General features: G+C 46.3%; 28 protein-coding genes. 23 read left to right on the forward strand and 5 right to left on the reverse strand.

The genetic code is table 11. The annotated features are described in order from the left end of the window. The first annotated feature begins 480 nt into the window (after positions 1-480). Both KI350_RS13130 and KI350_RS13135 read left to right on the forward strand, forming a co-directional pair. Positions 481-969 carry a dihydrofolate reductase gene (locus KI350_RS13130; protein ID WP_065643825.1) on the forward strand — a complete coding sequence of 163 codons (489 nt, stop codon included), beginning with the start codon at positions 481-483 and terminating at the stop codon, positions 967-969. Between the two features lie 15 nt (positions 970-984). After that, positions 985-1,608, forward strand: a complete 624-nt coding sequence (locus KI350_RS13135; protein ID WP_065643826.1) for a hypothetical protein — start codon at positions 985-987, stop codon at positions 1,606-1,608. Between the two features lie 40 nt (positions 1,609-1,648). Here the strand turns inward: KI350_RS13135 and trhA are convergent, their stop codons facing one another. Both trhA and KI350_RS13145 read right to left on the reverse strand, forming a co-directional pair. Further along, positions 1,649-2,290: a PAQR family membrane homeostasis protein TrhA gene (trhA, locus tag KI350_RS13140; protein WP_065643827.1), complete on the reverse strand. Its 642-nt coding sequence runs from the start codon at positions 2,288-2,290 to the stop codon at positions 1,649-1,651. A 15-nt stretch (positions 2,291-2,305) separates the two neighbouring features. After that, positions 2,306-3,307 (reverse strand): sigma 54-interacting transcriptional regulator, encoded by a 1,002-nt coding sequence (locus tag KI350_RS13145; protein ID WP_065643828.1) that lies wholly within the window; start codon positions 3,305-3,307, stop codon positions 2,306-2,308. Between the two features lie 232 nt (positions 3,308-3,539). Here KI350_RS13145 and ilvA point away from each other — a divergent pair, with 232 nt between their 5' ends. From ilvA to ypmT, 7 genes are all read left to right on the forward strand, one after another. Then, positions 3,540-4,808, forward strand: coding sequence for a threonine ammonia-lyase IlvA (ilvA, locus tag KI350_RS13150; protein WP_065643829.1), 1,269 nt, complete (start codon positions 3,540-3,542; stop codon positions 4,806-4,808). A 92-nt stretch (positions 4,809-4,900) separates the two neighbouring features. Continuing rightward, positions 4,901-5,152, forward strand: a complete 252-nt coding sequence (locus KI350_RS13155; RefSeq protein WP_065643830.1) for a YpmP family protein — start codon at positions 4,901-4,903, stop codon at positions 5,150-5,152. A gap of 149 nt (positions 5,153-5,301) precedes the next feature. Continuing rightward, a complete protein-coding gene (locus tag KI350_RS13160) occupies positions 5,302-6,144 on the forward strand; it encodes a DegV family protein (protein ID WP_065643831.1) in 843 nt (280 codons plus the stop codon). A gap of 8 nt (positions 6,145-6,152) precedes the next feature. After that, entirely contained in the window at positions 6,153-6,743 is a 591-nt protein-coding gene (locus tag KI350_RS13165; RefSeq protein WP_065643902.1) for an SCO family protein, read from the forward strand. A gap of 143 nt (positions 6,744-6,886) precedes the next feature. After that, positions 6,887-7,639 carry an SGNH/GDSL hydrolase family protein gene (locus KI350_RS13170; RefSeq protein WP_065643832.1) on the forward strand — a complete coding sequence of 251 codons (753 nt, stop codon included), beginning with the start codon at positions 6,887-6,889 and terminating at the stop codon, positions 7,637-7,639. A 9-nt stretch (positions 7,640-7,648) separates the two neighbouring features. Beyond that, the gene (locus KI350_RS13175) at positions 7,649-8,221 is read left to right on the forward strand and encodes a YpmS family protein (protein WP_065643833.1); all 573 of its coding nucleotides are present in this window, start codon (positions 7,649-7,651) and stop codon (positions 8,219-8,221) included. Positions 8,222-8,252: 31 nt separating this feature from the next. Further along, positions 8,253-8,444 (forward strand): protein YpmT, encoded by a 192-nt coding sequence (gene ypmT / locus KI350_RS13180; RefSeq protein WP_065643834.1) that lies wholly within the window; start codon positions 8,253-8,255, stop codon positions 8,442-8,444. Positions 8,445-8,539: 95 nt separating this feature from the next. Here the strand turns inward: ypmT and KI350_RS13185 are convergent, their stop codons facing one another. After that, positions 8,540-9,244 (reverse strand): DUF4397 domain-containing protein, encoded by a 705-nt coding sequence (locus KI350_RS13185; protein WP_065643835.1) that lies wholly within the window; start codon positions 9,242-9,244, stop codon positions 8,540-8,542. A 96-nt stretch (positions 9,245-9,340) separates the two neighbouring features. Between KI350_RS13185 and KI350_RS13190 the strand changes: the two genes are divergently transcribed. Next, the gene (locus KI350_RS13190; protein ID WP_065643836.1) at positions 9,341-10,672 is read left to right on the forward strand and encodes an MATE family efflux transporter; all 1,332 of its coding nucleotides are present in this window, start codon (positions 9,341-9,343) and stop codon (positions 10,670-10,672) included. 133 nt (positions 10,673-10,805) lie between these two features. Next, positions 10,806-11,894, forward strand: a complete 1,089-nt coding sequence (locus tag KI350_RS13195) for a diguanylate cyclase (RefSeq protein ID WP_065643837.1) — start codon at positions 10,806-10,808, stop codon at positions 11,892-11,894. Positions 11,895-11,943: 49 nt separating this feature from the next. On the opposite strand, the gene KI350_RS13200 is transcribed toward KI350_RS13195, so the two are convergent. Beyond that, positions 11,944-12,195, reverse strand: coding sequence for a DNA alkylation repair protein (locus tag KI350_RS13200; RefSeq protein ID WP_065643838.1), 252 nt, complete (start codon positions 12,193-12,195; stop codon positions 11,944-11,946). A gap of 64 nt (positions 12,196-12,259) precedes the next feature. After that, complete coding sequence (locus KI350_RS13205) at positions 12,260-12,694, reverse strand: MarR family transcriptional regulator (RefSeq protein ID WP_020451863.1); 435 nt, start codon at positions 12,692-12,694, stop codon at positions 12,260-12,262. A 356-nt stretch (positions 12,695-13,050) separates the two neighbouring features. Between KI350_RS13205 and msrA the strand changes: the two genes are divergently transcribed. The 12 genes from msrA (at position 13,051) to KI350_RS13265 (ending at position 23,540) form a co-directional block, all read left to right on the forward strand. Then, positions 13,051-13,596 carry a peptide-methionine (S)-S-oxide reductase MsrA gene (msrA, locus tag KI350_RS13210; protein WP_065643839.1) on the forward strand — a complete coding sequence of 182 codons (546 nt, stop codon included), beginning with the start codon at positions 13,051-13,053 and terminating at the stop codon, positions 13,594-13,596. Beyond that, positions 13,583-14,023 (forward strand): peptide-methionine (R)-S-oxide reductase MsrB, encoded by a 441-nt coding sequence (msrB, locus tag KI350_RS13215; protein ID WP_065643840.1) that lies wholly within the window; start codon positions 13,583-13,585, stop codon positions 14,021-14,023. The genes msrA and msrB overlap by 14 nt, the downstream gene beginning before the upstream one ends. Positions 14,024-14,428: 405 nt before the next feature. After that, a complete protein-coding gene (locus tag KI350_RS13220; RefSeq protein ID WP_081303514.1) occupies positions 14,429-15,196 on the forward strand; it encodes a GNAT family N-acetyltransferase in 768 nt (255 codons plus the stop codon). An 80-nt stretch (positions 15,197-15,276) separates the two neighbouring features. Beyond that, positions 15,277-15,405, forward strand: a complete 129-nt coding sequence (locus KI350_RS13225) for a YjcZ family sporulation protein (RefSeq protein WP_003182774.1) — start codon at positions 15,277-15,279, stop codon at positions 15,403-15,405. A 137-nt stretch (positions 15,406-15,542) separates the two neighbouring features. Then, the gene (locus tag KI350_RS13230; RefSeq protein WP_065643841.1) at positions 15,543-16,778 is read left to right on the forward strand and encodes an MFS transporter; all 1,236 of its coding nucleotides are present in this window, start codon (positions 15,543-15,545) and stop codon (positions 16,776-16,778) included. Between the two features lie 168 nt (positions 16,779-16,946). Further along, the gene (locus KI350_RS13235) at positions 16,947-18,287 is read left to right on the forward strand and encodes an aspartate aminotransferase family protein (protein ID WP_065643842.1); all 1,341 of its coding nucleotides are present in this window, start codon (positions 16,947-16,949) and stop codon (positions 18,285-18,287) included. Continuing rightward, positions 18,284-18,976: a CoA transferase subunit A gene (locus KI350_RS13240; protein ID WP_020451855.1), complete on the forward strand. Its 693-nt coding sequence runs from the start codon at positions 18,284-18,286 to the stop codon at positions 18,974-18,976. The genes KI350_RS13235 and KI350_RS13240 overlap by 4 nt, the downstream gene beginning before the upstream one ends. After that, a complete protein-coding gene (locus KI350_RS13245; RefSeq protein WP_020451854.1) occupies positions 18,958-19,611 on the forward strand; it encodes a 3-oxoacid CoA-transferase subunit B in 654 nt (217 codons plus the stop codon). Before KI350_RS13240 ends, KI350_RS13245 begins: the two co-directional genes overlap by 19 nt. A gap of 13 nt (positions 19,612-19,624) precedes the next feature. Next, entirely contained in the window at positions 19,625-20,893 is a 1,269-nt protein-coding gene (locus tag KI350_RS13250; protein WP_026579416.1) for a peptidase, read from the forward strand. A gap of 27 nt (positions 20,894-20,920) precedes the next feature. Then, positions 20,921-21,754, forward strand: coding sequence for a putative beta-lysine N-acetyltransferase (gene ablB, locus KI350_RS13255; RefSeq protein ID WP_023857378.1), 834 nt, complete (start codon positions 20,921-20,923; stop codon positions 21,752-21,754). Positions 21,755-21,852: 98 nt separating this feature from the next. Further along, positions 21,853-23,262, forward strand: a complete 1,410-nt coding sequence (gene kamA / locus KI350_RS13260; protein WP_065643843.1) for a lysine 2,3-aminomutase — start codon at positions 21,853-21,855, stop codon at positions 23,260-23,262. Then, on the forward strand, positions 23,259-23,540 hold the full coding sequence (locus KI350_RS13265) for a YokU family protein (protein WP_020451850.1): 282 nt from the start codon (positions 23,259-23,261) through the stop codon (positions 23,538-23,540). The genes kamA and KI350_RS13265 overlap by 4 nt, the downstream gene beginning before the upstream one ends. Positions 23,541-23,583: the final 43 nt, after the last annotated feature.

Genomic DNA, 23,583 nt, shown 5'->3' on the forward strand with positions numbered 1-23,583 from the left:
ATCTCAAAAAGCTGGCGAATTGGACTTGGAAAGGTCCTCATCGCCAGAACTCTCATCGAAAAAACAGAATAAATTGGACAAAAATAGGCCGGATTATAAAAATTCGACCTATTTTGTCAACGGTCTGCGTCCCCGCCATCAGGCGGGGACTTTTTTATGCCGCATATTTTAAACCTTTTCTCGAAAAATATCTTGTTTTCGAAAGGTTAAACAAGATACACTACAAAAGGATGAAAAAAATGAAACATCATGCGGATATATGCCGTCATATGTTAGAGAACCGGAATTGAACAAAACGGGGAATGACACCAATGCATTCGGGCGGCCTGATCAGAATGAAAACCTCGAAGAAAGAAAGGTTTCCTCTCATCACAGCTTTAACCTCCATCTACATGCATCATGTTCACAGATGATCACACAAAGAGATGAGCATCATCCGGCTTTATTTCGCTACAAACATCATAAGGGGGCTTTAAATTAATGATTTCATTGATTACCGCCATGGACAGAAACCGCCTGATCGGCAAAGATAATGATCTGCCATGGCATCTGCCGCAGGATTTGAAGTATTTTAAAGAGGTGACGAAAGGACACGCCGTAATCATGGGGAGAAAGACGTTTGAATCCATCGGCAGACCTTTGCCTCACCGGGAGAACATCATCGTCACATCCAATAAAGAACTGGATATCCCGAATTGTCAGGTGATGCACTCGACAGAAGAAGCGGTGCGGTTTGCGAAAAACAAAAATGAAGAATGTTTTGTCATCGGCGGTTCAACACTGTACGCGGAGATTCTGCCTTTTGCGGACAAGCTGTATGTGACAAAAATCGATGAAACCTTTGAAGGGGACCGGTATTTCCCTGAATTCAGCGAAGCCGAATGGGAAATCGTTTCGAGGCGGAAAGGCCTGAAAGATGACAAAAATCCTTATGACTACGAATTCCTCGTTTATCAAAGAAAAGGATAGAGGAGAGGGTTTTTCATGTTTCGCTATTGTTTTTTATGGGTTTATTCAGCCTATATGTTCATCAAGCATATCAAGCTCCTGCAGGCGCTGCAGACACTTGACCCGCGCCTTTCGTATGCCAATCAGATGGAAGCTGTCTTTGATAAGCCGAAAGCTTTTTTGCGGGGGTGCATCGGCTTAACCGGTTCGACCGTTTCCATCCATCAGAACGGAAGATCCCCGGCGGGGCCCGTCCTTTACGTGCATCCAAAGCTCGGCCTGTCAGAGCTCGCCGTGCTGCTCGGACACCTTGATAAAACGGCTTCGTTTTTTGCTGATCCGCGCGCCTTTCGTTATCCGTTGCTCAGCGGCTGGCTCAATAAAATGGCCGCGGTCAAAAAAAGCGCCGACAAGGAAGCATCACTTGAAAAAGTGGAAGAGATCATCAGGAAAGGCCAAAGCTTTATTCTGTCTGAAGATGACGGGCTCGATTACAAATCTTTATCCAAAAGGCTCGGCATTCCGATCGTTGCAGTCGAAACAGCCGGTACGGAAGACATGAAGAAAGGCAAGTTGTTCAAGAGGCTGAGGCCTGCTGATATCGACTTGACGATCCACCAGGCTTACGTCCTGACCGAAAACAAACAGCTTCAGGCATAAAAAAACCAGGCTCCCGTAAAGGAAGCCTGGTTTTCGCCGTTTATGATACAAACGGCACCTTTGCCACGTAGAAAAGCACGCAGAAAAACATGGAGGCGCTGCCGCCGAGTACGAAAGTGTGCCAAATCGCATGATGATACGGGATCTTTCTCCATAAATAAAAGATCGTTCCGACGGAATACAATATTCCCCCTAAGAGCAGCAGGGCGAATCCTTCTCCGGTCAAGGCCGTATAAAGCGGCTTGATCGCAATGATCGCCATCCAGCCCATCACGAGATACACCAGCGTGCTGACCACGATAAACCGTTTCACAAAAAAGATTTTAAATACAACTCCGCCAATCGCAAGCCCCCAGACAACCGCAAGCATTGTATAGCCGAGCGCGCCTTTCAAAGGTCCGAGGAGCAGCGGTGTGTATGTACCCGCAATCAGTACATAGATGGCTGAGTGATCGATGATCTCAAGAATATCTTTCGTTTTTTTGTGCTGAATGCTGTGCAGAAGGGTCGAACTTAAATACAGGAACAGCATGGAAGCGCCGAAAATCGAAAAGCTGACAACATCCACCGGACTTCCGTAGCGGATCGCAAATATCACCAAAAATACGATGGCGGGTATGGAGAGGAGAACGCCGAGTCCATGGGTTATTGCATTCGCAATTTCTTCTTTAATCGTGTACATACCAAGACACCCTTTCTAATCTTGAATAATGTGATGCTTTAAAGAGCTTAAAAAGCGGAGGCCTTCAAGCGTGATTTTTGTCCCGGCTCTTCCGCGGCCCTTTGTAATAAACTCTCTTTTTTCTAAATAATCCAATCTGCTGCGCACTTGCTGGGGGGTAAGCTCCGACTTGCCGTTTTTGCTCAGTTCAGACAGAACCCTGCGGCTGGCAGGCTCTCCTTTTTCATTTAATTGTTTGACTGCATCGAGCAAAAACGCAAACTCCTCTTTTTCCATTAAAGTCAGTGATGTTGAAGCCGTTTTTTTATCTTTTGGCTTCTTCTTTTCGATTTGTTCTCTTAACGCCGGCGGAGTGTCGTAAAGCTGAATCGTTTTCCCGTCTGAGACGGTTTTCATATAATCCGTCATGTTTTTGAGTTCTCTGACGTTCCCCTCAAACTCATGCTGCTCTAAAGCCTTCCAAACGACCGGTTCGACATATATGTCATGATCCCCGCTTTTTACAAAATGATGCACAAGAAGGGGGATGTCGCTTCGCCGTTCAGCAAGGGGTGGTAGCGGAAGGTCGAGCACATTGAGCCTGTAGTACAAATCCTTGCGGAATTCGCTGTTTTCAATCCGTTCACCGAGCGGCACGCTTGAGGTGGCGATCAGTCTTTTTGGCATCCCTTTTTCAATGGCTGCCAAAAGCTTGCCCTGAAGAGGCAAGGAAAGCCCCCACACTTCGTCGAGAAACAAGGTGCCGGATTCATTCATCTCTGAAAGAAAAAAGTCTTCAGCCGCATCATCTTCATTCAGCGTGCTGCAGCTTACGTGTGTGAAGGGATCATGCTTGAAAGATGATCCGGAATGAATGGCTTTGGCGAACAGCTCTTTGCCTGTGCCTGTTTCTCCATGAATCAGAATCGGATGGGAAGAGGCTGCAAATTGTATCGCTCTGTTTTTCGTTTGCAAAAAGGAATCGCATTCCCCGATCAGCTCGGAGAACTCTACGGATGGATACGTGTGTTTAATCATGGCGGGTCTCCTTTTGGTTCCAATTGGTTCTATTATAACACCCAATTAGAACAAATAAAGAGTTTTTTGAAAAAAAGTGTATTTGCCTGCACATTAACAATCAAAAAGAACGCCGTATATATTGAGAAAGTGTATAATATTCTGTAAATAACAAAGAATTGCCCTTTAAATTTTGAATATTCATGATATAATGGCGTATTAAATAAAGCTTTATACAGAAAGGATCTTATACATGAAACCGTTGCTTAAAGAAAACTCTCTCATCCAAGTCAAAGACATTTTAAAAGCCCATCAAAATGTAAAAGATGTTGTCATTCATACCCCCCTCCAAAAAAATGAGAGGCTCTCCGAGAGGTACGATTGCAACGTATATTTAAAAAGAGAAGACCTGCAGGTTGTCCGCTCTTTTAAACTGAGAGGCGCCTATTATAAAATGAAGCAGCTTTCAAAAGAAACGACGAAAAACGGGGTCGTCTGCGCCAGTGCAGGAAACCATGCGCAGGGGGTCGCTTTTTCCTGTAAACATCTCGGTATTCACGGAAAGATTTTTATGCCGTCGACGACTCCGAGGCAGAAAATTTCTCAAGTCGAATTGTTCGGCAAGGAATACGTCGAGATCATCCTGACAGGCGACACGTTCGATGATGCGTATCAAAGCGCAGTCGCCTGCTGCGAGGAAGAAAAACGGGCATTTATCCACCCGTTTGACGATTCTGCCGTCATGGCCGGCCAGGGAACGGTTGCGGTCGAAATCTTAAACGATATCGAAACAGAACCCCATTATTTATTCGCAAGCGTAGGCGGAGGCGGTCTGCTTTCAGGAGTGGGAACCTACATGAAAAACGTGTCCCCGGATACAAAGCTGATCGCGGTTGAGCCCAAAGGCGCGCCGGCTCTATTTGAATCAAACAAAAAAGGCGAAGTCGTCACCCTCGAGAAAATCGATAAATTTGTAGACGGAGCCGCCGTGCAAAAAATCGGCGAGGAGACATTTAAAACGCTTGAAACCGTTGTAGATGATATTTTGCTCGTTCCCGAAGGAAAGGTATGCACCGCGATTCTTGAGCTGTACAACCAATGCGCGATTGTCGCCGAGCCTGCGGGAGCGCTGCCGATCGCCGCTTTAGACCTTTACAGGGAAGAAATTAAAGGGAAAAATGTCGTATGCATAGTAAGCGGAGGAAACAACGACATCGGCAGAATGCAGGAAATCAAAGACAGATCGATGATGTATGAAGGACTCCAGCATTATTTCATCGTGAACTTCCCGCAAAGGGCGGGAGCTTTGCGCGAATTTTTAGATGAAGTGCTCGGGCCGACCGATGATATCACCCGTTTTGAATATACGAAAAAAAACAATAAAAGCAGCGGCCCTGCGCTCGTCGGCATCGAATTGAAGCAGCGCGAAGACTACGAGCCGCTGATTGCGAGAATGGATCGGAAAGGCTTCCGCTATGTCGAAGTGAATAAAGATGAAGGGCTCTTTCATTTGCTGATTTAAGAAATTTTTTTGAAAACGCGCATAAATCACAGACAACGGCTCCTGAGATTATGTATAATAAAGAAAATATCTCATAAATGAGGATTGATAGCTTGTTACTTAAAAGCCTGGAGTTCAAACGTTCGGATGGACAGAAGGTGAAGGTGACGGAAATACCCGTGCTGAAGGAGGACGACCCGCATTTTTTTATGGCCAGTCTGAGGCTCGACATCTTTTTAAAGACGCTCTATTGCTCAAAGCGGAAAAAAAACGTCTACTCCTTTAGGGACTACTTAAAGAGAGCATTGAAATGGCAGGATTACCTCGCCATTTATCAAGAGGAAGAATTGAAGCATAATGCATAAGAATTGATCGCATTCTTTGCCGGCCCATGAAGACAGCCAAATCCGCTTGGAAAAGGGCGGGAGACGGCATTCGGCCGGCAAAGAATTTTTCATGCCGATTTGACCTCACTAGGAAATTCACCATTTGAACCGACAGGATGTGAAGGGAATTGCCAAGCATTAAAATTGTAACGGACTCAACAGCTGACTTGAGCGAAGAACTGCTCAGAGAATATCATATTTCTGTGCTCCCGCTTTCGATATCAATCGACGGCATTGTTTACAGAGACAGGTTCGATATTCAGCCGGACGAATTTATTGAGAAAATGGAGAGCGCCGCAGAACTCCCGAAAAGTTCACAGCCGCCTTTAGGCGCTTTTATCGAACTGTATGAAGAGCTGACTGCTGACGGAAGCGAAGTGATCAGCATCCATCTCTCAAGCCAATTGAGCGGGACATACCAGACGGCTGTAAGCGCTTCAAACATGGTCGACGGGAATATTACGGTGATTGATTCCATGTATATTTCAAAAGGGCTCGGCTTTCAGGTCTTGCGGGCCGCCTTGCTGGCCGAAGAGGGCATGACGGCTGAAGCGATTGTAAAAGACCTGGAGAACTTGCGCGACCGGACATCTCTCTACGTGACAATTGATCATTTTGATAACTTGATCAAAGGCGGCCGCATCGGGCGAGGAAAAGCGCTGATCGGCTCATTGCTCAAGGTTAAGCCGATTGCAAGGCTTGAGGACGGAATCTATACGCCTGAAAAAAATGTCAGGAGCAGCAGTCAGCTTATCCGTTATTTAACTGGTCAATTTCTTTCCGCGGTGAAGGGAAGGACGGTGCAGGCGATCGGAATCGCCCATGCCGATGCACTCGACCTCGCCCATCGGCTGAAAGACTCTTTGCTTGAACATATTCCGGGAATCGATATTGATATTGCGTACACAACGCCGATTATCTCTGTTCATACCGGAAAAGGAGCGATCGGTTTTACCTTTTACACCGATTGAAAAAGGGGATGGAAGGATTGAAAAACGTTTTTGGCATTGTCCTTGCAGGTATACTCACAGTGTTTCTTTCGTCCTGCGGAACTAGCAAGATTGAAAATTCTTTAAACTATGACGTACAATCTTTTTCTTTTCAAAATCAAGACGGGAAAACCGTGTCTCTTGAAAGTTTAAAAGGCCAGGTGTGGGTGGCCGACTTTATATTTACGAACTGTAAAACGATCTGCCCGCCGATGACTTCACATATGGCTGAACTGCAAAAACGAATGGAAGAGGAAAACCTGCAGGCCCGCATCGTCTCATTCAGTGTTGACCCCGAAAATGATACGCCAGAAAAATTGAAGAAATTTGCGGCCAACTATCCGCTCAATTTTCAAAACTGGGATTTTTTAACCGGATACTCGCAGGAGGAAATCGAAAAATTTGCACTGAAAAGCTTTAAAGCAATCGTGAAAAAACCTGAAGATGAGGATCAGGTGATTCACCAATCGTCATTTTATCTAGTCGATCAAAACGGCAAAGTCGTCAAGGATTATGACGGTGCAAAAGATACGCCGTACGATGAAATCATCGCCGATATTAAGACGCTGGAAAACCGTTGATAAAAACGGGCGGCCTGCCGCTAAAAGCCTGTTTCCTGACCACCGGAAAACAGGCTTTTTTTTACACTTGTCAAATCATTTTCAAAAGAATCAAAACATGGTACACTTTTTTTTAGGTTATCTAGAAGGAAGGGGCATCATCATTGAACATACGGTTTATAACAGCCATGATGGCCCTCGTCTGTCTGCTTTCAGCCTGTACGGAATGGAATGCGGGCGTTGAAAAAACATCGGTCTCCCCTAAGCGCGATATCGTGATTGCAGCAGTGGGCGATTCTCTGACAGAGGGGGTAGGCGATCAAGAAAAGAAAGGCTATGTCGGCATCGTGGCCGACGAGCTTGAAAGCCGGAGCGATGTGAAGTCCGTAACGGTCAAAAATTATGCCGTTAAAGGTTCCCGGACTGATCAGCTGCTTGAAAGATTAAAAGAAAAAGAAGTACAAGAGGGCCTGAAAGATGCAGACTACATTTTATTTACAATCGGGGGCAACGACCTGATGAAAGTCGTCCGCCAAAACTTCGCGCACTTAACGCTCACACCTTTCCGCGCTGAACAAAAACTGTTTGAAAAGCGGTTTTCGAATATTTTAGCGGAAATCAGAGAGCAAAACGCCAGCGCTGAATTGATTTATGTCAGCATGTATAATCCATTTAAGTTTACGCTGTCTGAACTGAGGGAAATTGACCAAGTCGTAGACGAATGGAATGAAGGCGCAGAAAAGAGCCTGAAAAAGGTCTCCAATACGAAAATGGCGGATATCGCTGATATTTTTGAGGAAAACAGCGATGAAAAGAAGATTGCAAAAGATGAGTTTCATCCTAATCAATACGGGTATTCTTTAATAGCGAAACGCGTTTACGAACAAATTAAAAACGAAGACCCCTCAGCAGAATAAGGTGAAAAAATGAAGAAATGGAAGAGCTTATTTTTAATTTTAGCAGCAGTCAACGTCATCATACTTGCCGGGATTTTCATTCTCGTATTCATGCCCGGCGGTCAAAAGGAACCGTCACGGCCGACTCCGAGCGAATACCAATTGAACGTGACGAGCACGAAAGAGTCATTGGCCGCATTCATCAACACGTATTTGGAAAAGGAGTCTTCGCCGGATCTTGACTATCAAATCGAAATCGATGATGAATTCCACATCGTCGGTGCGATCCGCGCCTTTTCCTCGACAGTCGATGCGAAGGTGTCTTTTCGGCCGACAGTGGAAAAAAACGGAGATGTGGTTCTTGACGTGACGAGATTTTCGATCGGCAAGTTAAATGTTCCGATATCGATGGTGCTGAACTACATGGATCAATTTTATGATCTTCCTGATTTTGTACACGTTCGTTCGGACGCTAAAGAAATTCAAGTCCGTCTGTCAGAGATGCCGCTTAAAAACGGCATGTATGTGAAAGCAAAAGACATTGATTTAGAAAAAGATCAAATCGAATTTGTTTATTATCAGCCTGCACAAACAGATTCATAGATCGTGCAGCGGGATTTACAGGGGTGAACATATGGAACGTATCTACACATATTTCAGCTTGCTGTCTATGTTGTTTTCGCTGTACTTCGGCGGTCTCGCCGCCTTCAGTTTCATCGATGAAAACATGGACAAAATGTATTTGAACATCGGGTATTGTGCGTTGTTTTTAAGCGTTATGATCTTTACCCTAGATGCGAAAAAACGTGACCATCACAATCAATAATTGCCGGCAAAATCCTAAAACATGAGACCGTTTTAGGATTTTGTTGTCCATGCTTCAGCAGACTGTAAAAGAGACATCAGGTCTCTTTTTTTTCGCTATGAAGGCGGAGCTTTGGCAGGAAACGGCGCCGCTTTTATGGTGAGAGAAGGGGAGCCGTTGACGAAACCGAGGCCATACAAAGTTGCGGATTCCCCTGCGTGAAGCGTGATTTTCGGGACCTTCAGCAAGACCGCTGTTGAACCGGCGGCCTTTAGCTCCATGTCGATTTTCTGTGAACGCACCTCGATGTACCGGGTGACCGTTTGAAAGGGGACACCGGAAAACAGGACAGGTCCGTTTTGCACTGCAAAGTCAAGAGCGGGAGAGTCCGGCGATAAATGGACACATCGGATGCTGCGGCTTTCCGGATCAGCCGCAGGCCGGTCATACATTCCGACGGGAACGAGCTTTGCGGCTGTACCAGTAACGGCAACCGTGCAGTACCCGCCGTGGATCAGGTGATACTGTACCGTCAGCATTGGACCGTGCGCCCTGCCTCTTTGGAAAACATCGATTTGAATACGGCCGGCAGGAAACCGGACATAAGAAGATAAATCTGTATAGGAGATGTTTTGAAAAACGGAGATTCCGTTTACGAATACGTCGAGATTGTCGGTGTGAGGAGCCGCATGGAGCAGTCTGATCATCGCTGCTTTTCCGCTGTTTCGAAAATAAAAGGGCGCCTCTGCAGGCGGAAGATGGTAGCAGTTCCACCGAAAACCTTCCGCCATTTGACGGGCATCATGATCTGTAGAGAACATCTTGTCACGCCCCTTTGCATGCTTTCTGACATCATATGAGGCTGCGAAGCCATTGGTCACATCGCGATCAAGACGGCAGATGAAAAGGAGTAGACAATGAAAACGGATTTTACATACGGAAATGTGTTTAAACAGCTGGTCTTTTTTTCCGGCCCGATCATTTTAGCCAATCTTTTGCAGATTTCATTTCAATTCGTTGACAGCTTGTGGGTCGGAAATCTGCTCGGAGCAAAAGCTCTCGGTGCTGCGGCCGTCTCAGGGACGGTTTTCTTTACGGTGTTATCGTTCGTATTAGGCGTCAACAATGCGGCACTGACGATTCTTGCGCAGCAAAAAGGAAAAGGGGATCAGAAGGGACTTGCTTCATATGTCAACGCGTTTGTCGTTCTGATGACGGCGATGAGCGTAGTGCTCGGGGTTATCGGCTATTTTTTCACAGAGCCTCTGCTTTCGCTTCTTCAAACGCCCGGCAATATGATGGATTTGGCTGTAAGCTATTTGAGCATTCATTTCATCGGGATTATATTTTTATTCGGCTATAATTTCATCAGTACCGTGTTAAGGGCGGTCGGCGACAGTCAAACACCTTTGCGTTTCGTCCTCTTGGCCGTCATCCTGAACCTGTTCATGGATCCGCTGTTTATCTCGGTATTCAACCTCGGAATTGCCGGAGCAGCCTATGCAACCGTCGTTTCTCAAGGGATTGCTTTCATTTACGGTGTGGTCTATACGGTGAGAAAGCGGCTTGTTCCATTTTCAAAGCCGGCGCTTCCGTCACTGGAAGAGACATCCGTCATTTTGAAGCTCGGAGTGCCTGCCGGCTTGCAAATGATGGTGATTTCAGGCGGCTCGATGGCGATTATGAGCGTTGTCAATTCATTTGGAGAACGTGTCGTGTCAGGGTTTGGCGCGGTACAGCGGCTTGACAGCCTGCTGATTCTCCCGGCGATGGCCATCGGCACGGCTGTCAACAGTATGGCTGGCCAAACCGTCGGCAGCGGCGATATGGAGCGTACGAAAAAAATCGCTCACTATGGCGTCATTTATGTCCTGCTGTTTATGGCTGCTGTCAGCACCGCGATATTTCTGACAGGCTATCATGCGGTCAGGCTGTTTATTTCGGAAGCCGATTCAGCCGCATTCGGGGAAGAGTATTTAAAAACGATTGCTTTTTTCTATCCGTTTATTGGGATTAACTTTGTGTTAAACGGTGTTGTAAGGGCAGCCGGCGCGATGTTTCAAATTTTGGTGCTGAACGTCATTTCTTTTTGGGTTTTGCGCTATCCGTTCACATACTTATTTTCAAAGTGGCTTGGCGAAAACGGCATAGCGCTTGGCATCGGAATGAGCTTTATGCTGAGCAGCCTGACCGCGTTTTTATATTACCGCTACGGGAAGTGGAAGCACCTCGTTTTATTTGAAAAATGAAAGCAAGCTCCTGCGGCAAGCCCCGGAAGCGCCTCCTGCCGGGCATCTGAAGCAAACAAACAAAAATGCTTTTAACGTCTTAATAATTGACGATATATACAATATAAAATGAGTTTGGTGTTGGGGGCTTGTCATGTTTTTAATCGATTTATTTTTGAATTTGTGCATTTTAATCACTTCGCTCTTTATTTACACTCAGCTAAAGTGGAATATTTTTTCCCGAAAAGCGACTAATAAACAACTTGATTGGATTGACGGCGTCATGGGAGGGTTGCTCGGAAATGTGCTCATGTTCTTTTCGATCCAGGCAACCGATGAAACGATCGTTGATTTGCGTTATGTGCCCGTCATGATTTTGTTTTTATTTACGGGCGCCTTTCCGGCCTTTATTTGTTCTCTGCTGATTATAGGAGGAAGATTTGTTTACGGGGGGAATACATCATCGATTGCGGCGCTCACAGGAATGATCGTTATATTCATGGGATATTATCTCATCCTCAGGGCCATGGATAAAGACGCTGACACTTATCGAAAGACATTTGCTTTAGTCATTTTTGCCAATGTGGCGATTTCAATTGTGATCTTGATGCTCCTCCATGATTTCCATTTAGTGAAAATTTTATTGATATGGTTCTGGATTTTATCTACTATCGGCGGATTTACATCAGTATACGTCGTCTCATATTTGAAAAAATCTCATTTTCTGTTAAAAAAATATGAAGAGGAATCGTCGCTTGATTATTTAACGGGATTGAATAATGTCCGCCATTTTGATGCGATATGGAATGCTCAAATTTCAAACGCAATGGAGAAGAACGAGAAACTGTCTTTGCTTATGATCGATATCGATTATTTCAAAACGATTAATGATACATACGGACATTCAAACGGAGACGTGATTTTAAAAGAACTGGGAACGATTTTAAAAAAGACAACACGTGCGGAAGATATCGTATCAAGAAACGGCGGAGAAGAGTTTTCGGTCATATTGCCGAACAGTTCCCATTCGCAGGCCGCAGAGATCGCTGAAAGGATACGCAAGGAAGTGGAGACACACACTTTTTCAATTTCTCATTCTAAAAAGATTCATATTACCGTTTCGATTGGGGTTGCGGCATTTCCGGAGGTCAATCGCAGTACGGACGAGTTGATTGAAAAAGCCGACCAATGTTTATACAGGGCTAAACACCTTGGGAGAAACCGGGTGTGCACATCACTTTAAGCTGCACGAAAAAGGATAGATGAAACGATGTCCATCTATCCTGTCTTTGTTAGGTACGTTTATCGAATTCCGCAAGTTTGATAAACGTCTTTTCATCTTCAATTAATCCGCACGCGCCGCACTGCACTTTTATGGCAGGGCCGCTGTACGGCAGGTGAAATGGAGAAAGCTCTTCATCTGAATACGTTTCCATGATCTCCCCTGTTGCCGGATCAATCTTGACGGATATCGGGGATTGTTCGATTAAGTTAAACCGTGTTCGGTTTGTTTTGCAGTTAGGACAAAGATAAGGAGCTGTCATAAGTCAGTACACCTCTTTTTTTAATTTAAGGTGCACAGATTCGGGCCAATTTATGTAAACCCGATTAGCGCTGTTCCCGTTTTTTGTCCAATTTGCTGAAAAGTTCAATCAGCGTTTTCAGCTCTTCATCACTGAAGCTGCTGAACCGCTTGAAATAATATTCCGTTTTCTTTTCTTCAAAATATCTGATAATCTCTTTTCCCGCGTCTGTCAGATGGATTTTGATGATCCGTCTGTCTTCTTTTGACCGGACTCTCGTGATCCAGCCTTTTTCAACCAACGCATCGGTTACAGCTGTAATATGGCTCGCAGAAACGCCTAAAATCGTTGCAAACTCCGTGACTTTCTTCGGACCTTGCTCGCTCAGCAGGCGGAGAATCATGAATTCATTGCGGGACATCTCTTTTTCGAGCAGCTCATTTATTTCATCACGTATCTGTTTAAATACTGTGCGAAGCAGTGCTTCCATATCATACATCATTTGTTCTCTAACTTTCAAAATTTCGCCCCTCCATATAAGTAGCAAATTTCAGCTTTTTTAAAAAAGGAATGACCGAATCAGCATGAATATTATTTTTCATGAACATGATATCACTATGATACCATAATTTTCGTTTTTCAAGTGTATGTTTCAGAAGATTTTTAGTTCATTTGACCATCAATTGAACAACGGTCCATGACAATGGTAGATGAATACTGCTGTTTCTTAAAATATGGTGATGGCAATGACATATTATTGTCATTTTTTCTTTTTAGGCAGCGGCTGATTTTATGATGAGCGGGAGAGGGCTTAAAAATGAGCATGCTGTGATATAATGGTTCCCAACAAAAGTTGAAGAGAAGGAGGCAGAACAGATGGCTGAAAAACGAGAACTCGCCACATTTGCCGGAGGCTGCTTTTGGTGTATGGTCAAGCCTTTTGACGAACAGCCGGGCATTATAAAAGTCGAATCCGGCTATACTGGCGGCCATACGGAAAATCCGACCTATGAAGAGGTTTGCAGCAATACAACGGGACATAGGGAAGCGGTGCAAATCACGTTTGATCCCGATGTCTTTCCATACGAAAAACTGCTGGAACTCTACTGGCAGCAAATCGATCCTACTGACAGCGGAGGACAATTCGCAGACCGCGGCGAGTCTTACCGGACAGCGATTTTTTACCACAATAATAAGCAGCGGAAACTCGCTGAGGAATCGAAGAAAAAGCTTGAAGAAAGCGGCATCTTTAAAGATCCGATCGCGACCGACATTCTGGAAGCCGGGCCATTTTATCCGGCTGAAGAATATCATCAGGACTATCATAAAAAGCATCCTGAACGCTACACACAGTACCGGATCGGAAGCGGAAGAGAAGGATTTTTACAACAGCATTGGGGGCGAAAGCATGACGAACAATAAAGAAGAACGGCTGAAGCAGCTGACCCGGACGCAGTATGAAGTGACGCAGAAAAACGGGACGGAGCCTCCATTCCAAAACGAATACTGGGATCTGCGCGAAGACGGAATCTATGTCGATATCGTGTCGGGAAAACCGCTGTTTTCATCGCTTGACAAATTTGACGCACACTGCGGCTGGCCAAGCTTCACAAAACCGGTCGATACCGGGGAGATCGAAGAAAAACTTGACACTTCACACGGCATGGTTCGGACTGAGGTGAGAAGCAAGTCTGCCGATTCCCATCTTGGACACGTGTTTCCGGACGGACCCGGACCGGACGGCCTGCGCTATTGCATCAATTCAGCAGCCCTCCGGTTTGTGCCGAAGGATGACCTTGAAAAAGAAGGGTACGGCGAATATGTCAAGCTGTTTGAACGTGAAAAATAGGACTTAAAGGCGCTCAATAAATTATCAAGGATCTGCCCTCTTTGCTCTCACAAAGCAGAGAGGGCTTTTTTATCTCCGAATGTGGAATTGCATACTCCGAGCGAAAAAGTCGAGTAGTTTCTATTGATAAAGTAAAGCGGCATGAAGACTGCCGTGAGGATACTCAGCAAACAATAAAAATTTGAAATTTGTTACGAAAAATCCGTTAACATCCCTCGAAATACAAACAAGAATCATGTGGAAGAAACGCGTCTTTGAAAGAACGCAAGAAATCCTGAGAAGAAAGCTGAGAAGAACGGCATGTTCAGATGATCTTTCTTTCAAAGAGTCATCTTTTTAGAGGATTTTCTGCTCTGAAAGCGAAAAACATAATGATAGAACATCTTGAGAAAAGAGGCAGCCGTTGTGACATCCATTTCAATCACAGAAGACCGTTATTTAATGCTGACATGCAGCAAAAAAATTGAGTCGCATTATCATATATACACAGATGACCAGATCCCGCAAATGTTTTCATCTCACTTTCTGCAGCTGCAGGACGAATTTCCGCTGACAGAGCTGTACTCCCTGCTCGTTCGTGTACCCGATATTTTAAAACGAAATTATATTCATGTGAAAAGCTCTTTTAACCGCGATCTTCCTTTCACAATGAAAAAATCGCTCTTTGATCTTGGATACATTCTTGATGAAGAATTGTTTTATTCGATCCGGCTTGCAGAGTGGAAAGGAGTTTCTCCTGTGCGGGCAGAATGGGGGACGAAGAAATCGCTCATTGACGGCTGCCGCATCATGCAGGCTTATGATTCGTTGTCGATCAATGAAGCGTTTGCGAAAGAAAAGCTGCTGCGCAAGTATCCTTTTTACGAGGAAGGCATCATTCAGCTGTGTGTCTGCTACTCGGGAGAAGGTGAACCGATTGGATGTGCCGAGCTTTATCTCGATCAGGATGAAAGCGTTGCTAAAATCGAAGAAGTCGCCATTTTGGAGCCTTACCAGCGGAAAGGCTATGGATCGGGCCTTATCAAGCAGATGCTCGCCGCTGCCAAACAATCTGGCATGGAATCGTGCTATCTTGTGACTTCGGGAAGCGATCAGGTGAAAACGTTTTATGAAAAGCTGGGTTTTCAGCAGGAGGAAAAGCTCACGACGATATTTAAATATTTGTTCGAATAAAGTAGGCAGGTGCACATACCAATTGGGACTTGGCCTGCATAGGCTGGGGTGTAGACTTTATACGAAAGGATGATAAGCCTGTGCATTACTCCCATTATTGCTGTCCTACTGGAGGATACGGCTACGGGTTTCACGGCAGAAACACATTTGTGCTCATCGTTGTCCTCTTTATTTTGCTCATCATTGTCGGTGCGGCTTTCATTTGCTAGCTAAAAGCCCGACGCCCGGTCGCTTGACATGCTCACAAAGCCTTCCATCCGGAAGGTTTTTTGTTTTTGTTGTAAAATTTTACATATATATGTAATATAATACGAGGTGGAAATATCGGACAAACGGGGGAGTAACTTTGAAATATGCTTGGGTCATAAAAGGGGACTTTTTCAGACTGTGGTCTGGAACATTTTTATCGCTCTTTAGTTCGGTTCTTTTTTATTATTCATTGGTATGGTGGTCTTTAGCTGAAACCGGAAGCGCTCTTTCGGGAAGCGTCGTGATCGGCATCGGGCTGACTGTCTCGATTTTGATATCGCCGTTTACAGGCTGGCTTTCCGACAGGTTTCACAGGGGGAAATTGATTGCGGCTTCAGATATGATCATTTCAGCTGTATTTTTAATAATCGGATTTTTGGCGCTGTCAGGCATGAGTTCAGTGATGTTACTGGCGGTTGCAAGGGTGATTGTATCGGCATGTTTGACCGCAATCGAACCTGCTGCAAGATCGCTCTTGCCGGATACACTGAGAAAAGAACAAATTGAAAAAGGTATCGCATTTCAAGAAGTGGTCACACAGCTTATCCAAGTGATCGTTCCGCTTGTCACAGGGGTTCTGTTTTCCTTTCTGCATTTCGGCTGGTTATGGGTGCTGTGCGGAAGCCTCTCCTTCCTGTCCATCTTTTTGGAGTGGAGAATCAAAGATAAAAGGGGCAGCCAAAAGCGTATTCCTTTTACAAACAAACAGTTGTTCAGCGGTTTTACGAGCTTGTTTCAAAATAAGCCGCTCAAGTATTTGTTGTATGGGACGAGCATACAGCAGCTTGTATTCAGCGGTTTTCCAATATATATCGTCATTTGGACTTCGCTATTATTAAAAGATCAGGCTTGGCTGGGCGGCGCTTTTCAATCATTTTGGGCGTGCGGGACACTGTCTGCAGCGCTTTTCTTGTCCTTTATCGCAAAACCGGAGCACGCAAAAGCAGCTGTGCCCGCTTTAATGCTGATTTTCGGCCTGCTTTTGTCGCCTCTCGGCTGGATTGATCATGTCGTGCTCGGCGCCGCGATTTTGATCGTCATCGGAATGATCAGCGGCGTAGTCAACATTTATATTGAAGGTTACTTGCAAAGGGTAACGGAAGGTGAAAACAGGGGCAGGTCGCTGGGCGCTTTTTTTGCGGTCAACAGCTCTTTTATGCCGCTCGGCTATGCGGCCGCGGGGATGTTGTCGGATGCCGTCAGTCCCGAATATTTATTTCTCATCGTCGCACTGCCCGCGCCGTTCGCTGCGTTTTCGATGATGAGATCATTTTATTTATGGGAAAAACAGACGAAGGAAACAGTTGCTTTGCAGGACAAAACGTCAATGTGAATAAGCGCGCCTGGAAAAATAAAAGGACATGTCCTTTTATTTTTTTTGTTTACAACTAACGGCGATCGCTCCGAAATCAACCATTTCCGCTTGAAAAGAGAATGCCGCCTTTTCCCCATTCATATAATGTAAAGAAAAACCTCTCATTGGGGAAGGGGGGATGTTTTCATGTCATTTTTGATTAAGCCGGATTTGCACGCAAACTATCCGGTCGTTCAGTATGCAAAAGGAAGCTGGATTGTCGACAATTCCGGAAAGCGGTACCTTGACGGTTGTTCAGGGGCTGTTACCTGCAATCTCGGGCACGGTGTACAAGAAGTGATTGATTCTCTCAAAGAGCAGCTTGATTCCGTTTCATTTGTCTACCGTTCACAGTTTACGAGTGAACCGGCTGAACAGCTTGCCGAACTCCTTGCTGAATGGCTGCCGGGTGATCTGAATTGGTCTTTTTTTGTCAACAGCGGGTCGGAAGCTGTTGAAACCGCCATGAAAATCGCCGTTCAATACTGGCAGGAAAAAGGACAAAACGACAAAACGATTTTCCTTTCAAGATGGAACAGCTATCACGGAATTACAAACGGGGCCCTGTCGCTGTCGGGATTTTATGAGCGCCGCTACAGGTTTACGCACATGCTGCACAAGTATCCCGCCGCTTCTGCGCCAAACTGCTACAGATGCCGGCTTTCTCATCCCGACTGCCAGGAAGCGTGCGTGAAAGAAATCGAGCTCGCCATTAAAAGGATCGGCAAGCAGTTTATCGCGGGCTTCGTGGCCGAACCCGTCATCGGGGCTGCTGGAGCAGCCATAACAGCGCCCGATGGTTATTACAAAAAAGTAAAAAAGATTTGCGAAGAAAATGAAATTCTTTTTATTGCGGATGAAGTCATGAGTGGGATGGGAAGAACCGGCCGGTTGCTGGCGATTGAACATTGGGGTGTGACCCCGGATATTGCCGTACTCGGCAAGGGGATGAGCGCAGGGTATTCACCGATTGCCGCAGCTGTCATATCCGATGACATCATGGAAACGGTCAAAAACGGCTCAGGAGTCATCATGAGCGGACATACGTACAGCGCAAACCCTTTTTCAACCCGTGCGGCGCTCACCGTTCTCCGCTACATGTTGAAGCACGATCTTGTCAAACAAGCCAGGATAAAAGGGGAAAAGCTGAAAAAGATGCTGAAAGAAGTCATGAAACAGTCGAGCATCATTGGCGACGTTCGGGGCAAGGGGCTTCTTATCGGGATTGAATTTGTCGCCGATCGAAAAAGCAAAAAGACATTTCCTTCATCAATGCCGGTGTCGGCTCTCGTCATTTCCGAAGCGAAAAAAAGAGGCCTGCTTCTTTATCCGTCCCAGGCGGGCATTGACGGCGGCGGGGGAGATGCGGTCATCATTGCGCCGCCCCTTACGATATCGGATCAAGAGCTGGAAGAACTTATTCATATATTTAAACATGCCGTACACGAGATTGAAAAACAAGCAGAAAAGGTGATACGCGAAAGATGACGGTCCTGAACAAACGAATTGCTGTTGAAGATGCGATTGCCGATTTGAAAGACGAAGCGACCGTCATGTTTGGCGGATTTGGGGGAGTCGGTTCACCGCCTTCTTTCATCAGTGCGATTTTGAAAAAAGGCGTAAAAAATTTAACGGTCATATGCAATGACGCAGGCTTTCCCGGCATCGGCATCGGGCCATTAATCGTCAATAACCGCGTAAGGCGGCTGATCGCTTCCCATATCGGATCAAATCCCGTTGCGGGAAAACAAATGACTGACGGTTTTCTCGCCGTTGAATTTTCACCGCAAGGGACGCTCGCGGAAAGAATCCGTGCGGGCGGCACAGGTCTTGGCGGCATTTTGACCGATATTGGGATCGATAATGACATGGTGCGTCAAGGAAAGAAGATCGTTTCTTTGAATGGTCGTGCATACCTTGCCGAAGAAGCGCTGAGTGCGGAATACGCTTTTATTTATGGGAAAACCGCCGATGAATTCGGCAATATCATCTACGACAAAACGGCGCGTAACATGAACCCGCTTATGGCGATGGCTGCTGATCGGACATTTGCCGAAGTGGAGCGGATCGTTCCCCTGGGAGAGCTGGATGAAGAAGAAATTGTAACACCCGGTGTTTTTGTCGAAGGTGTCGCTGAAACGGAAGGGGTGAACTGGAAATGGGTTTGGGAGTCATAGAGCGGGAGAGAATTGCAAAACGGGCGGCCCGCGAAATCAAAAGCGGAATGATTGTCAATCTGGGCATCGGCATTCCGTCTTTAGTTCCCAATTTTCTAGATCCGGGCACTTCCGTTATGATCCAATCTGAAAACGGGCTTCTCGGCATCGGCGAGTCGCCTGAAAAAGGAAGGGAAGATGAGAATCTTTGCAATGCGGCAGGCTGGCCTGTCACCGTAGTAAAAGGCGCTTCTTATTTTGATTCGGCTCTGTCGTTCGGCATGATCAGAAAGGGCGCGATTGATGTCACGATTCTTGGTTCTCTGCAGGTCAGCCAGTCAGGGGATCTGGCCAACTGGATCGTCCCCGGCAAAAAGGTTCCTGGAATGGGAGGGGCGATGGAGCTTGCCCAAAAGGCGAAAAAAGTCATTGTCGTGATGAGCCATACCGATAAAAACGGCGCCCCCAAACTTGTCGCCGACTGCACTCTGCCACTGACTGCAAAAGGCTGCGTTGACATGGTGATTACAGAAAAAGCCGTGATCACCATTGACAGCGGCGGCTTTGTATTAAAAGAGCTGATGAATGAAGAGGATCTTGATGATGTGCTGCGGCTGACGGATGGAAAGGTCCGGATCGAACTGCCGCTTTCGTAAGAGGAGGAATTGGATGGAGAACATAGAGAGAAAGGTGTGCGATTGGATCGATTCGCACGAGAAAAAAGCGGTTCGCCTTTTGAAAAAACTCGTCGGAGAAAAAAGCACAATGGGCAGTGAATTTACCGCCCAAGCTGTCGTCCTGGAGAAACTGAGGCAATTCGAAGCTGAAATCGATGTCTGGGAGCCGAGCATGAAGCAATTGGAACAGCACCCGCTGTTTAAATCAGACAGAACAAGCTTTAAAGAAAGCCCGAATATTACGGCTGTCAAAAGAGGAAAGGGCGGCGGGAAATCGCTGATCTTAAACGGACACATCGATGTCGTGCCTGAAGGAAACAGAAAAGACTGGGAGACGGAGCCTTTTCAGCCGGTCATGAAGCAAGGACGAATATACGGCCGGGGCACAACTGACATGAAAGGCGGCAATACGGCTCTTTTAATGGCGATGGAAGCGCTGGAGCAATGCGGGGTTCAATTAAAAGGAGACCTGATTTTTCAAAGTGTCGTAGACGAGGAGTGTGGCGGAGCCGGGACGCTGGCGGCCGTCATGAGGGGCTACAAGGCGGACGGCGCTTTGATTCCCGAGCCGACAAATATGAAAATGTTTATTAAGCAGCAGGGGTCGATGTGGTTCAGAATCACGGTCAAAGGGCTTTCTGCACACGGCGGCACAAGATATGAAGGTGTCAGCGCCATTGAAAAAAGCATGCTTGTCATCCAGTCGCTTCGCCAGCTTGAACAGGTCAGGAATAAAAGAATAACAGATTCTTTGTATGACAATATCCCGATTCCGGTTCCGATTAACATCGGCACGATCAAAGGAGGCGCATGGCCTTCATCGGTCGCTGACACGGTGACACTGGAAGGAAGGTGCGGAATCGCTCCGAACGAATCTCCTGAAGCCGTCCAGTCCGAGTTTGAAAACTGGCTCAATGATCTTCAATACCATGATGAATGGTTTAAACACTACCCTGTTGACATAGAATGGTTCGGCGCCATGTGGCTCCCAAACGATTTGGCTGAAGACCATGAACTGACGAAAGTGCTGAAATCCGCCTATCAAACCATCACGGCAAACGATCCCCTAATCGAAGCTTCCCCGTGGGCGACAGACGGCGGAATATTGTCGCACGCCGGAGGCACCCCTGTCATCGTCTTCGGTCCGGGAGAAACGAAAATGGCTCACCAGGCAAATGAATACATTGAAAAAGACGCCCTGATTCAGTCAGCCAAAATCATCAGCCTGTTTATTATGAATTGGTGTGATTATGAACGGTGAAAAGATCAGCTGTTTTGGAGGTTAAATATGGTGGAAAAATGGAGCAATGACAGCTGTACGCTTGAAGCGGATGTCGACTTGTTCAGTAAAAGAATCAGAATCATCAATTATGAAGGCGATGTGTGTTCATTTTTTCCCGCCATATTGAAAGAAGCAAAAAAACACGGCATAGGGAAAATGATCGTTTTCACCAAAACGAATGACAGAAACGCTTTGCTTGAGCGGACGTTTGAACCGGAAGGGAAAATTGACGGATACTTTAACGGGCATGATGCTGACGTGTTCGTAAAATATGTGAAAGAAGACAGGCGAAAAACCGCTGACTGGCTTGCGCAGGATCAAATGCTGACAGAGCTGTTCAGCACTCCCCGCATCGCGGAGGCCCAAAACGCTTCCTTTCAAATCAGGCGGGCCGCCTCCAGTGATGCGCCTGGTCTCGCCGATCTCTACAACTGCGTCTTTCCTGTATACCCCGCGCCTGTTTCAGATCCGGCATATCTTAAGGAAGCGATGGGGAAAGGGGCTGTTTACTACCTCGCTTTTGACGGGGAAAAAGTGATTGCATCAGCAGGTGCAGACGTGAATCCCGTTTTGGGGAATGCGGAAATAACAGACTGCGCCGTCCTGCCGGAATACAGGGGCTTTTCATTGACGAGGCGGCTGATTGCCGCACTCGAAACCGATTTGAAACAAGCGGGTATCTTTTACGTTTATTCAATCGCAAGAGCAGCTTCTTTCGGGATGAACGCCAGTCTTTATCATTTATCATACTCATATAGGGGCCGGCTTTTGAACAACTGCCTCATTTATAAAACCATCGAGAACATGAACATCTGGTGCAAAAATTTAAGCCGGTCTTAAAAAGCGGTCTTCCGCGGGTTTTATATTTGAAGAGACACTTTTCACACCGGTCACATAACCTGAAAAGTATAGGGAAAATGCTGATAGGGGGATGAAAGATGGAAAACGGTCTGTTTCAGCCGAAAAGGCACTGGAAGGATATTGAGCTTTGGAAAGATGTTCCCGAGGAAAAATGGAACGACTGGATCTGGCAGCTGACCAACACCGTCAGAACGCTTGACGATTTGAAAAAAGTCGTCAATCTTACGAAAGAGGAAGAAGAAGGGGTGAGAATCTCCACAAAGACGATCCCTTTAAATATTACGCCGTATTACGCTTCACTGATGGATCCGGATGATCCGCGCTGTCCGATCAGAATGCAGTCGGTGCCCCTGGCAGAAGAAATGCACAAAACAAAATACGACCTTGAAGATCCCCTTCATGAGGATGAAGATTCGCCTGTCCCCGGCTTAACCCACCGCTATCCGGACCGGGTTTTGTTTCTCGTCACTAATCAATGCTCGATGTACTGCAGATACTGTACAAGGCGGCGTTTTTCCGGACAAATCGGCATGGGCGTGCCGAAAAAGCAGCTCGATCAGGCGATCGCATATATCCGGGATACGCCCGATGTCAGGGATGTCCTGATTTCAGGAGGGGACGGCCTTCTCATTAACGATCAAATTCTTGAATATATTTTGAAAAACCTCCGTGCGATCCCGCACGTGGAAATCATCCGGATCGGCACGAGAGCCCCGGTCGTCTTCCCGCAGCGGATTACCGACAAACTTTGCAGCATTTTGAAAAAGTATCATCCCGTCTGGCTGAATACGCATTTCAACACGAGCATCGAAATCACGAAGGAAGCGAAGGAAGCCTGTGAGAAGCTGGTCAACGCCGGGGTTCCGGTCGGCAATCAGGCCGTGATTTTGGCTGGTATAAATGACAGCGTTTCCATTATGAAAAAGCTGATGCATGATTTGGTGAAAATCAGAGTCCGTCCGTATTATATCTATCAATGCGATTTGTCTGAAGGAATCGGCCATTTCAGAGCGCCTGTCTCCAAAGGTCTTGAAATCATTGAAGGCTTGCGCGGACACACAAGCGGCTATGCAGTCCCTACCTTTGTCGTTGACGCGCCGGGCGGGGGCGGAAAAATCGCCATACAGCCGAATTACTTGATTTCGCAAAGCCCCGATAAAGTCGTGCTCCGCAATTTTGAAGGCGTCATTACGTCTTATCCTGAGCCTGAGAACTATATTCCGGGAAGAGCTGACGACCATTTTTCCAAAATTTTCCCTGATGTAATGAAGGAAAAAGAGGAGATCGGCATATCGGCAATCTATGCGGATCAAGCTCTTTCATACACACCGGACGGCTTAAAACGGCTTGAAAGAAGGGAGAGCTATTCCACAAGGCCCGATCATGAAACATTGAAAAGCCGCCGGGCAAAGCGCGATGAATTGAAAGAAAAGAAATTCCTTGCTCAGCAAAAAAAAGAAGGCGAAGCTGAGGGGCGTGTGCAATGAAGAGGTGTGAATGGTGCAGTGAAGAAAAAGCCGGGGAAGCCCGCACGGCGGTTTATTGGGAGCTTCCTGACGGGACGAAAGCGATCGAAATCACCGATACACCTGCGGTGGAATGCGAAGGCTGCGGCATGGTCTATCAGGAGGACAATGTCACTTGGGAAATTGAAAATCAGCTGCTCTTGATCGATACAAAAAAACTGCCTTCGTCCGTTTCGTATGATGCGCTGATGAAAACAGAGCGCATATTGAAGCGCAATTACTTTGATTTTTCTTCATGAAGCCGGCTTTTTGCCGGTTTTTTTTGTTTGTATTTTTTCAGAC

The organism is Bacillus sp. J41TS8 (assembly GCF_018333035.1).
In the GTDB taxonomy this organism is placed as follows: Bacteria; Bacillota; Bacilli; order Bacillales; family Bacillaceae; genus Bacillus; species Bacillus paralicheniformis.

Bases quoted from the DNA above. Each gene is read 5' to 3' on its own strand.
- kamA (WP_065643843.1), top strand. From the start codon at position 21,853: ATGGAAAACGGTCTGTTTCAGCCGAAAAGGCACTGGAAGGATATTGAG.
- ilvA (WP_065643829.1), top strand. From the start codon at position 3,540: ATGAAACCGTTGCTTAAAGAAAACTCTCTCATCCAAGTCAAAGACATT.
- KI350_RS13135 (WP_065643826.1), top strand. From the start codon at position 985: ATGTTTCGCTATTGTTTTTTATGGGTTTATTCAGCCTATATGTTCATC.
- KI350_RS13235 (WP_065643842.1), top strand. From the start codon at position 16,947: ATGTCATTTTTGATTAAGCCGGATTTGCACGCAAACTATCCGGTCGTT.
- KI350_RS13175 (WP_065643833.1), top strand. From the start codon at position 7,649: ATGAAGAAATGGAAGAGCTTATTTTTAATTTTAGCAGCAGTCAACGTC.
- msrA (WP_065643839.1), top strand. From the start codon at position 13,051: ATGGCTGAAAAACGAGAACTCGCCACATTTGCCGGAGGCTGCTTTTGG.
- KI350_RS13145 (WP_065643828.1), bottom strand. From the start codon at position 3,307: ATGATTAAACACACGTATCCATCCGTAGAGTTCTCCGAGCTGATCGGG.
- KI350_RS13265 (WP_020451850.1), top strand. From the start codon at position 23,259: ATGAAGAGGTGTGAATGGTGCAGTGAAGAAAAAGCCGGGGAAGCCCGC.
- KI350_RS13200 (WP_065643838.1), bottom strand. From the start codon at position 12,195: ATGACAGCTCCTTATCTTTGTCCTAACTGCAAAACAAACCGAACACGG.
- KI350_RS13165 (WP_065643902.1), top strand. From the start codon at position 6,153: ATGGAAGGATTGAAAAACGTTTTTGGCATTGTCCTTGCAGGTATACTC.
- KI350_RS13195 (WP_065643837.1), top strand. From the start codon at position 10,806: ATGTTTTTAATCGATTTATTTTTGAATTTGTGCATTTTAATCACTTCG.
- KI350_RS13250 (WP_026579416.1), top strand. From the start codon at position 19,625: ATGGAGAACATAGAGAGAAAGGTGTGCGATTGGATCGATTCGCACGAG.
- KI350_RS13130 (WP_065643825.1), top strand. From the start codon at position 481: ATGATTTCATTGATTACCGCCATGGACAGAAACCGCCTGATCGGCAAA.
- trhA (WP_065643827.1), bottom strand. From the start codon at position 2,290: ATGTACACGATTAAAGAAGAAATTGCGAATGCAATAACCCATGGACTC.
- KI350_RS13240 (WP_020451855.1), top strand. From the start codon at position 18,284: ATGACGGTCCTGAACAAACGAATTGCTGTTGAAGATGCGATTGCCGAT.
- ablB (WP_023857378.1), top strand. From the start codon at position 20,921: ATGGTGGAAAAATGGAGCAATGACAGCTGTACGCTTGAAGCGGATGTC.
- ypmT (WP_065643834.1), top strand. From the start codon at position 8,253: ATGGAACGTATCTACACATATTTCAGCTTGCTGTCTATGTTGTTTTCG.
- KI350_RS13185 (WP_065643835.1), bottom strand. From the start codon at position 9,244: ATGTTCTCTACAGATCATGATGCCCGTCAAATGGCGGAAGGTTTTCGG.
- msrB (WP_065643840.1), top strand. From the start codon at position 13,583: ATGACGAACAATAAAGAAGAACGGCTGAAGCAGCTGACCCGGACGCAG.
- KI350_RS13190 (WP_065643836.1), top strand. From the start codon at position 9,341: ATGAAAACGGATTTTACATACGGAAATGTGTTTAAACAGCTGGTCTTT.
- KI350_RS13245 (WP_020451854.1), top strand. From the start codon at position 18,958: ATGGGTTTGGGAGTCATAGAGCGGGAGAGAATTGCAAAACGGGCGGCC.